Origin of the sequence: Actinomadura bangladeshensis (assembly GCF_004348335.1) — a bacterium.
Taxonomy (GTDB): Bacteria; Actinomycetota; Actinomycetes; order Streptosporangiales; family Streptosporangiaceae; genus Spirillospora; species Spirillospora bangladeshensis.
This window is the reverse complement of the sequence record NZ_SMJW01000299.1, coordinates 1-8,752: the sequence shown is the minus strand read 5'-3', so window position 1 is coordinate 8,752 and position 8,752 is coordinate 1. Positions and strand designations below refer to the sequence as shown.

The window sequence follows — 8,752 nt, the reverse complement described above, 5'->3', positions numbered from 1 at the left end:
GTCCGGCCCGCCGGGCATGGCGCCGGGACGCCCGCCCGGCATCCCGCCCGGCATCCCGCCGGGCATGCCGGAGCCGTTCCCGGTGGCGGGCCCGGCGAGCGGGTTGGTGCCGTTGGAGGCGGTGGAGGCGGCCGAGACCGCGTAGGCGCCCGGCCCGGCCAGGGCCGCGACGGCGGCCAGGGCGAGCCCGGCGACGGCCGCGCGGGTCCGGGTCCGGGCCCCGGCGCGCGGGACGAGGCGTCCGAGCAGCAGCGCGGCGGCGGCCAGGGCGGTGGCGGCGGCGACGAGCCACCGCAGCCACGGGTGCCAGTCCGGGGTGCGGTCCAGCAGGACGAACGCCCACGCGCCGGTCGCGGCGATCCCGGCCGGCAGGATCCACGCCCACGCCGCCGACCGCCGGTGGGCGGCGAGCAGCAGGACGGTTCCGGCGCCGGTGAGCGCGGCGACGGCGGGCGCCATGGCGGTGGAGTAGTAGGGGTGGAAGGTGCCCTGCGCGAAGCTGAACACGGCGTAGTGGACGGCGAGCCAGCCGCCCCACAGGATCAGCGCGGCGCGGCCGGTGCCGGTGCCGGTGTGGGGGCGGCGCCGCAGCAGGACGAGCCCGGCCGCGAGGGCGAGGACGGCGAACGGGATCAGCCAGGAGATCTGCCCGCCGAGGATGTCGTTGAACAGCCGCCCGGCGCCGGCCCGGCCGCCGAACCCGCCGCCTCCCCCGGGTCCGCCGCGCCCGCCGTCCTGGCCGAGGACGCGGCCGAGGCCGTTGTAGCCGATGACCAGGTCCCAGGCGGTGCCGTCGGTGCTGCCGCCGATGTAGGGGCGCGAGCGGGCGGGGACCAGGTCCACCGCCAGCACCCACCACAGCGACGACACCGCGAGGACGGCGCCGGCCGCCAGCAGGTGCAGGGCCCGCCGCGCGATCGGGGGCCGCGCCGCGATCAGGTAGGCCAGCGCGAACGCGGGGACGACCAGGAACGCCTGCAGCATCTTGGTGTTGAAGCCGCAGCCGACCAGGAACGCCGCGAGCAGCAGGGGCCGCAGCCGCCCGGTGGCGATGGCGCGCTGGCACGCCCAGGCGGCGGCGACCATCAGCAGGACCAGCAGGGTGTCGGGGTTGTTGTCGCGGTTGATCGCGACGGTGATCGGGGTGAGCGCCAGGACGGCGGCGGCGATGACCGCGGCGGCGTGCCCGAACGCCCGCCGCACCGTCGCGTACAGGATCGCGACGGCGGCGACGCCCTCGGCGACCTGCGGGAGCAGCAGGCTCCAGGTCCCGAATCCGAGGATGCGGGCGGACAGGCCCATGACCCACAGCGCCATGGGCGGCTTGTCGACGGTGATGTAGGAGCCGGCGTCCAGGGCGCCGAAGAAGAACGCCTTCCAGCTCTCGGTTCCGCTCCTGACGGCGGCGGAGTAGTAGGTGTTGGCGTAGCCGGCCTCCGGCAGCCCCCACCCGTACAGCGCGGCGGCGAGGAGCAGGATGGCCCACAGCGCCGGGCGGGCCCAGCGGGGGTCGCCGTCGCCGCCGAGGAGCAGCCGCCGGGCGCGCCCGGCGGCGGGTGCGCGGCGCCGTTCGGCGGGCGCGGTGACGGTCGCGGTCATGACGCCGTCCCTCCGGTGCTCTCGCCCGCCGCGGGCACCCGCCCGGCCGGCTGTCCGGCCGGCTGTCCGGCGGGCTGCCGGCCGAGGCGGCGCGGGTGGAAGATCCAGGCGCGCATCAGCAGGAACCGGGCCAGGGTGGCGGCGGCGTTGGCGGCGACGAGCGCGGCGATCTCCACGGCGCGGGACGCGCCGGGCGCGGCGGCGTGCAGCGCCGCCAGCCCGCCGGTGGACAGCGCCAGGCCGAGCAGGAACACGGCGCCGCCTTCGAGCTGGTGGCGCAGGGCGCGGCGGCTCCCGGTGACGCCGAAGGTGAAGCGGCGGTTGGCGGCGGTGTTGCCGATGGCGGTGATGGTCAGCGACACCGCGTTCGCCCACAGCGGCCCCATGACCGTGCGCAGCAGCACGAACAGGACGAGCTGCGCGAGGGTGCTGGCGGCGCCGATGACGGCGAACGCCGGCAGCTGCCGCCGCATCCCCGCCGGGAGCGCGGCCGCATCGGCGGCCGCGCGGCCGGGCGCGGCCCGGCCGACGGGGGCGCGGAACGCGCCGGTGAGCATGCGGCGGCCGACGCGGGCCATGCCGCGCAGGTCGTCGCGGGCGGTGCGCAGCACGTCCACGCGGGAGTCGGGGTCGTCGACCCAGTCGACGGGGACCTCGTGGATGCGCAGCCCGGTGCGTTCGGCGAGCAGCAGCAGCTCGGTGTCGAAGAACCACGCCTCGTCCTCGACCTGCGGCAGCAGCGCCTGCACGATCTCGGCGCGGGCGGCCTTGAACCCGCACTGGGCGTCGGTGAACCGGGCGGCCAGCGCGGTGCGCAGCAGCAGGTTGTAGCAGCGGGAGATGACCTCGCGGCGGGGCCCGCGCACGACGGCGGACCCGCGGGTGAGGCGGGACCCGATGGCCAGGTCGCTGTGCCCGGAGATCAGCGGGGCGACCAGCGGCAGGAACGCGTCCAGGTCGGTGGACAGGTCGGCGTCCATGTAGGCGACGACGTCGGCGTCGCTGCCGCTCCACACGTGCCGCAGCGCCCGCCCGCGCCCCTTGTCCGCCAGCCGGACGGCCCGCACGTGCGGGAGCCGCGCCGCCAGCTCCCCGGCGATCGGCCAGGTGCGGTCGGTGCTGGCGTTGTCGGCGACGGTGACGCGGAACGGGTAGGGGAACGTCGCGGCCAGGTAGGCGTGCAGCCGCTCCACGCTGGCGGCCAGGACGCGTTCCTCGTTGTGGACGGGGACGACCACCTCGACCAGCCGGCCCCGTCCCCCGCGGCCCGGGGTCGGCGGCGGCGCGGCGGGCGTGCCCCGTTCGGTGATGAGGTGATTCATGCGACCGAGGTTCGCCGGGGGCCGTGGGAAGCCGGTGAGGCGCCGATTAACGCGGCATGAGAATCAGTCGCGGGGGGCCGGGGTCCCCGGGAGGCGGACGCGGGCGAGGGTGCCGCCGCCGGGCGCGGGCTCCAGCGCGACGTCCCCGCCGGACTCGGCGACGACGCGGGCGACGATGGACAGCCCGAGCCCGGAGCCGGGCAGGCTCCGCGCGGACGGGGACCGCCAGAACCGCTCGAACACGTGCGGGAGGTCCTCGCCGGCGATGCCGGGGCCGTGGTCGCGGACGGTGAGCTCCCCGCCGGTGAGCCGGACGGTGACGGTGCCGCCGGGCGGGCTGAACTTCACGGCGTTGTCGAGGAGGTTGACGACGGCGCGCTCCAGGGAGGCGGGGTCGCCGAGCACGTACCAGGGGCCGGTCTCGGCGTCGACGGTGAGGCCGGGGCCGCGCAGCCGGGCGCGCTCCACGGCGCGGGCGACGACGTCGTGCAGTCCGACCGCCGCGCGGACGGGCCGGGCCTCGTCGGGGCGGGCGAGTTCCAGCAGGTCCCCGACGAGGCTGGACAGCTCCCGCATCTGCGCCTTGACGCTGGTGAGCAGGTTGCGGCGGGCGGCGGCCGGCAGGTCCCGGCCGGTGGCCTCGGCGCGCAGCAGCAGGTCGATGTTGGTGCGCAGGCTGGTGAGGGGGGTGCGCAGCTCGTGCCCGGCGTCGGCGATGAGCTGCCGCTGCCGTTCCCGGGAGGCGGCCAGCGCGCCGGTCATGGCGTTGAAGGAGCGGCTGAGCCGGGCGATCTCGTCGGTGCCCTCCTCGGGGATGCGGGTGGCGAGGTCCTCGGTGCGGGCGATGTGCTCGACGGCGCCGGTCAGCTCGTCCACCGGCCGCAGCGACGCCCGGGCGATCGCCAGGCCGGCGGCGGCCGACACCAGCACGCCGAGGGCGGTGACGGCGGTGAGCAGCAGCGCGAGGTTGTCCAGGGGCCCTTCGACCTCGTCGAGGGAGATGGCGTAGGACACCGCGGCGGTGGTGCCGTCCTGCGCGCGGAAGGGGCGGGTGAGGACGCGGACGTGGTCGGCGGCGCCGGAGGCGGTGACGCCGGTGCCGTCGTGGTAGACGTGGCCGCGTTCGCCGCGGGCGACCTCGGCGTCGGCGGCGGTGACCTCCAGCGCGCCGGCGCCGGGCAGGGTGCAGCGCCGCCCGGCGGCGGTGACGACCTGCGTCATCTCATAGGGGCCGGGCGGGGGGCTGGCGCTGCCGGTGGGGTCCTGCGCGCAGCGGACGAGGGCCTCCTCGATCCGCAGGGCGGTGCCCCGGAACGGCCGGTCGTGCTCGGGCCCGCCGGGCGGGCCGCCGGAGGTGGCGGCCAGCCGCCGGTCGAGCTCCTGGTACAGCTGGTTGCGGGTGAGCAGCCACCCTGCGGTGGCGCAGGCGGCGACGGCGAGCGCGACGGCGGCGGCGGTCAGCAGCGCCATCCGGGCGCGCAGCGTGAGCCGCCGCGTCACCGGGGGGCGGGTCGCGGGGGCGCGGGTCGCCGCCCGGCCGTTCATGGGGACGCCGCGGTGCGCAGCACGTAGCCGACGCCGCGGACGGTGTGCACGAGCCGCGGCAGCCCGCCCGCCTCGGTCTTGCGCCGCAGGTACATCACGTACACGTCCAGGGAGTTGGAGGCGGGTTCGAAGTCGAACCCCCACACGGTCTCCAGGATCTGCTCGCGGGTGAGGACCTGCCGGGGGTGGGTGAGGAACATCTCCAGCAGCATGTACTCGGTGCGGGTCAGTTCGACGGGCGTCCCGGCGCGGGTGACCTCGCGGGTGAGGGTGTCCATGCGCAGGTCGCCGAAGGCGAGCACGCCGCCCTCGCCGGCGGCGGCCGCGGTGTTCATGGCGGTGTTCATGGCGGTGCGGCGCAGCAGGGCGCGGACGCGGGCGAGGAGCTCGTCCAGCTCGAACGGCTTGGCGAGGTAGTCGTCGGCGCCGGCGTCCAGGCCGGTGACGCGGTCGCCGACCATGTCGCGGGCGGTGAGCATCAGCACCGGCATGGTGGCGCCGAGGGCGCGCAGCCGCCGGCAGGTGGTCAGGCCGTCCATCCGCGGCATGAGGACGTCCAGGACGACCAGGTCGGGGGGCCGGCTTTCGACCTGCTGGAGGGCCAGGGCGCCGTCGGCGGCGTCCTGGACCCGGTATCCCTCGAACTCCAGGCTGCTGGTCAGCGATTCGCGGACGGCGGGCTCGTCGTCGACGACCAGTATCCGCGCGGGTTCGGCCCCCCGGGTGTCGGACTCCATGCACTCACCGTAGGCAGCGCCGGTGGGCGGCCCGTGCACCGGCCGGGGTTTCTCATGGTTCTCTCAGGATCTTCTGAGGACCGGTTCACGGCTCCGGCGGGGCCTCGGCGGCGCCGCGGGCGGTGGCCCGCGCCCACGGGTCGCCGCCCTGTCCGCCCTCGCGCGCGTCGTCGCGCGCGTCGTCGCGCGCCTCGTCGCGCGCACGGTCGGGTGCACGGTCGGGTGCATCGTCGGGTGCGGGGGTTTCGACGGTGACCTCCACGGTGGCCTCGACCTCGCCGGCGGCGGTGCCGGCGGTCTCGGCGGCGGCCTGCGCCCACGGGTCGCCGTCCCGCACGCCGGTCTCGACGACCGTGGCCTTGACGGTCGTCTTGGTCGTGGCGTCGGAGGGGCGGGTCGCGGTGGTCCAGGTGGTCTTGGCGACGTCGATGACGACGTCGCGGGAGACGTCCAGGATCATGCCGCGCAGCCGCTCCTTCATGGCGAGTTTGAGGGCGTCGCGCAGCAGTTCGCGCAGGGCGGCCTCCATCGCGACGGTGAAGGCGCGGGACGCGGCGCGCACGGCCAGGTCGCGGGCGGTGCGGGCGAACGCGCTGCCCGCCGCGGCGGCGGCCAGGTCCCCGGCGGAGCGGGCGGCGTCCGATCCGGCGGCGCGGGAGGCGAGCCCGGCCAGCGGCGCCAGTTCGGCGGTCAGCCCGCTCTCGCGGGCGGTGTCGCGCAGGGCGGCGGCGGCGTCGCGGGCGGCCTGCTCGGCGGTCTCGCGGACGACGCGGGCGACGACGTCCCGCCCGGCGGTCATGGCGGCGTCGACGGCGGCGTCGGCGACGGTGTCGATCGCGGCGTCCACGACCATCCGGGTGGCGGCCTGCACGACGGGCGAGGACGCGGTGCGCCCGGCCACGTCGAGCGCGGTGGCGCCGGCGGCGCGGGCGAGGGGGCTGTCGGCGGCCAGGCGGCGCGCGGCGGCGGCCATGGGGTGCCGGGCGGCCTGCCCGGCGAGCTGCTCGGCGAGGGTCATCGCGGCGGTGGCGGCCTCCAGCGCGCCCGCGGTCGCGGGGTTGGCGGCCGCGGCGGCGCGGGCCTCGGAGACGGCCCGTTCGGCGGCGGCGCGCGCCGCGCGGACGGCGGCGTCGCGGGCGGCCCGCTCGATCGCCTTCATCGCGGGCGTGCCCGCCACCTGCTCCAGGATGCGGTCGGCGGCGAGCGCGGCGGCGTCCCGGGCGGCGATCCGGACCGGTTCCCCGGCGTGCGCGGCCAGCCGCGCCGCGGCCTCGGCGGCCGGGGCCAGCCCGTCCCAGATCTCCTCCAGCCGCTCGGCGGCGACCCGGTCGGCGCGCCGGGCCCGCTCGGCGAGCCCGGGCCCGTCCCGGCCGGGTTCCTTCCGGCCGGCCGCGTTCCGGTCGGTTGCGTCCCGGGTGCCGTCGTGCTGGTCTCTGTCGTCCACGGCCACGCCCCTCATCGCGATCCGCCCTGCAAATCACCATAACTGCCGACGGCCGGTGCCGGTCACCGGCAGCCGCCGGAGTCCGCGGTGGGCGTTCGCCGGGCGGCGCGGGTCAATTCGGTGGCGTGCGGCGGCGGGGTCGGGTAACGTCGCGGGCGAAACGTGAGGAGGTGGGGATGCATGGCCGTCGCCCAGGTTGCTGCTGCCCGCAGCATTCGGCCCGTTCCCATTTCCCGGGCCGCCGGCTGAGCTGATCCCGCAGGGCCGTACTCGCCCGGCCGCGCGCCGCGCGGCCGTCGCGGCGTCCGCACGCCGGGGCCCCCTTTTCACGTGAGGGTTCCACAGCAATGTCTTCCGCATTCGCGGACCCGTCCCCTCTGGCCGCCTACGGCTGGGACGAGGTCCTGGAAGAGCAGTTCACTTCTCATCGCGCGGCGGGGCTGGTGCCCGCGCGCGTGGCCGCGGTCGACCGCGGCCTGTGCGACGTGGTCACCGAGGACGGCCCGGCCCGGGCGTCCACGGGTGCCGCGTCCCCCGATCCGCTGGCGGCGCCGTGCACGGGCGACTGGGCGGCGCTGCGCCCGGACGGCCCGGACGGGCGCCCGGCGGTGGCGGCGCTGCTGCCGCGCCGCACCGCGATCGTGCGGGCGTCGGCGTCGCGCGACTCGCGCGGCCAGGTCCTGGCCGCCAACGTCGACACGGTCGCGATCGTGGTGCCGCCGGCGGCCCGTCCCGCGCCGGGGCGGATCGAGCGGCTGGTGGCGCTGGCCTGGGAGAGCGGCGCGCGGCCGGTGGTGGTGCTGACCAAGGCCGACCGGTCGCCCGCCATCGCCGCGGCGGAGGCCGGGGCCGCCGCCGCGGCGCCGGGCGTGGAGGTCGTGGCGTGCAGCGCCGTGACCGGTGACGGCGTCGACGCCGTCCGGGCCGTCCTGTCGGGGACGGTGGTGCTGGTCGGCCCGTCGGGCGCGGGCAAGTCCACGCTCGGCAACGCGCTGCTGGGCGCGCAGGTCCTGGCGACGGGCGCGGTCCGCGACAGCGACGGCAAGGGCCGCCACACCACGGTGCGGCGGGAGCTGCTGCCGCTGCCGGGCGGCGGCGTCCTGATCGACACGCCGGGGCTGCGCGCCGTCGGCCTGGTCGAGGCGTCCGAGGGGCTGGAGCGCGCGTTCGCCGACATCGCCGAGCTTTCGGCGGGGTGCCGGTTCGGCGACTGCGCGCACGTGTCCGAGCCGGGCTGCGCCGTGCTGGCGGCGGTCGAGGACGGGACGCTGCCGGCCCGCCGCCTCGACGGCTACCGCAGGCTGCTGCGGGAGAGCGAGTGGGCGGCGTCGCGGACCGACGCGCGGCTGCGCGCCGAGCGGGAGGACCGGTGGAAGTCGATCCGCAAGGCGCAGCGGCGGATGTACCGGGAGCGGGGGCGGGACCGGTGAGGTGGGCGGTGCGGCCGGAGGCGCCCGGCGACGCCGGCGCGGTCCGCGCGGTGGTGGAGGCGGCGTTCCCGACGGCCGCCGAGGCCGATCTGGTGGACGCGCTGCGCCGCGACCCGGCGTGGATCCCGGGCCTGTCCATGGTCGCCGAAGCGGTCGCTCCGGCGGACGGCGGGCCGGGCTCGGACACGGCTTTCGCCGGGCGGGTCGGCGGGTACGCGCTGGTGACGCGGTGCCGGGTCGGCGGCGCGGCCGCGCTGGCGCTGGCGCCGGTGGCGGTGCTGCCGGAGCTGCAGCGGCGGGGCGGGGGCGGCGCGGCCGTCCGCGCGGTGCTCGGCGCCGCGGCGCGGCGCGCGGCGGCCGGGGGTGAGCGGCTGGTGGTGGTGCTCGGGCATCCGGCCTACTATCCGCGGTTCGGGTTCGCGCGCGCGTCGTCGCTGGGCGTCGGGGCGGCGTTCGAGGTGCCGGACGAGGCGCTGATGGCGCTGGTGCTGGACGGTCCGGGTCCGGTGCCGTCCGGGACGGTCGCCTATCCGGCCCCGTTCGGGGTGTGAGGGGCCCGCGGCCCGCGGCCGGGGCTCCGGTCGCGGGCCGCGGGGTCACCGGCCGCGGCGCCGGTAGGTGCGCACCGACAGCGGCACGAACACCGCGAGCAGCAGCAGGGACCAGCCGAGGGTG

7 protein-coding genes are annotated in these 8,752 nt (G+C 77.9%); 2 read left to right on the top strand and 5 right to left on the bottom strand.

All coding sequences use genetic code 11. The features are described 5' to 3' along the window. The 5 genes from E1284_RS35300 to E1284_RS35280 form a co-directional block, all read right to left on the bottom strand. Positions 1 to 1,599 (bottom strand): glycosyltransferase family 39 protein (locus tag E1284_RS35300; RefSeq protein ID WP_131944504.1); only part of this gene is annotated, 1,599 nt, incomplete at its 3' end. Next, a complete protein-coding gene (locus tag E1284_RS35295) occupies positions 1,596 to 2,921 on the bottom strand; it encodes a bifunctional glycosyltransferase family 2/GtrA family protein (RefSeq protein ID WP_131944503.1) in 1,326 nt (441 codons plus the stop codon). The genes E1284_RS35295 and E1284_RS35300, both read right to left, overlap by 4 nt. A gap of 63 nt (positions 2,922 to 2,984) precedes the next feature. Next, the gene (locus E1284_RS35290) at positions 2,985 to 4,466 is read right to left on the bottom strand and encodes a sensor histidine kinase (RefSeq protein WP_131944502.1); all 1,482 of its coding nucleotides are present in this window, start codon (positions 4,464 to 4,466) and stop codon (positions 2,985 to 2,987) included. Further along, positions 4,463 to 5,203 carry a response regulator transcription factor gene (locus tag E1284_RS35285; RefSeq protein ID WP_131944501.1) on the bottom strand — a complete coding sequence of 247 codons (741 nt, stop codon included), beginning with the start codon at positions 5,201 to 5,203 and terminating at the stop codon, positions 4,463 to 4,465. The genes E1284_RS35290 and E1284_RS35285 overlap by 4 nt, the downstream gene beginning before the upstream one ends. Positions 5,204 to 5,288: 85 nt before the next feature. After that, a complete protein-coding gene (locus E1284_RS35280) occupies positions 5,289 to 6,647 on the bottom strand; it encodes a hypothetical protein (protein WP_131944500.1) in 1,359 nt (452 codons plus the stop codon). Positions 6,648 to 6,994: 347 nt separating this feature from the next. Here E1284_RS35280 and rsgA point away from each other — a divergent pair, with 347 nt between their 5' ends. Together rsgA and E1284_RS35270 are read left to right on the top strand one after the other, a co-directional pair. After that, complete coding sequence (rsgA, locus tag E1284_RS35275; protein WP_131944499.1) at positions 6,995 to 8,077, top strand: ribosome small subunit-dependent GTPase A; 1,083 nt, start codon at positions 6,995 to 6,997, stop codon at positions 8,075 to 8,077. 8 nt (positions 8,078 to 8,085) lie between these two features. Next, positions 8,086 to 8,628, top strand: a complete 543-nt coding sequence (locus E1284_RS35270) for a GNAT family N-acetyltransferase (RefSeq protein WP_243714942.1) — start codon at positions 8,086 to 8,088, stop codon at positions 8,626 to 8,628. Positions 8,629 to 8,752 lie beyond the last annotated feature (124 nt).